The organism is Paenibacillus sp. 598K, assembly GCF_003851045.1.
Taxonomy (GTDB): Bacteria; Bacillota; Bacilli; order Paenibacillales; family Paenibacillaceae; genus Paenibacillus_D.
Map to the genome: position 1 here is coordinate 1 of NZ_BFBX01000305.1, position 211 is coordinate 211.

Genomic DNA, 211 nt, shown 5'->3' on the forward strand with positions numbered 1-211 from the left:
ACTTTTATTTTCGTATTAAAGCGGTGCAGGGCTAGGTCCCGGCACCGCTATATCTCGTATGTGCTCCATGCAGGATGAAGCTATCTAGCAAGCGAGTCTATCTAGCCAGGGCCACTCGCCTCTGTTGGGCAGGAGCGCACTCAAACCCTCGACTAACGCAAGCCGACATCGCCAAACCGGTTGGCGATCGGCTCCCGCAGCAGCTCGCCGA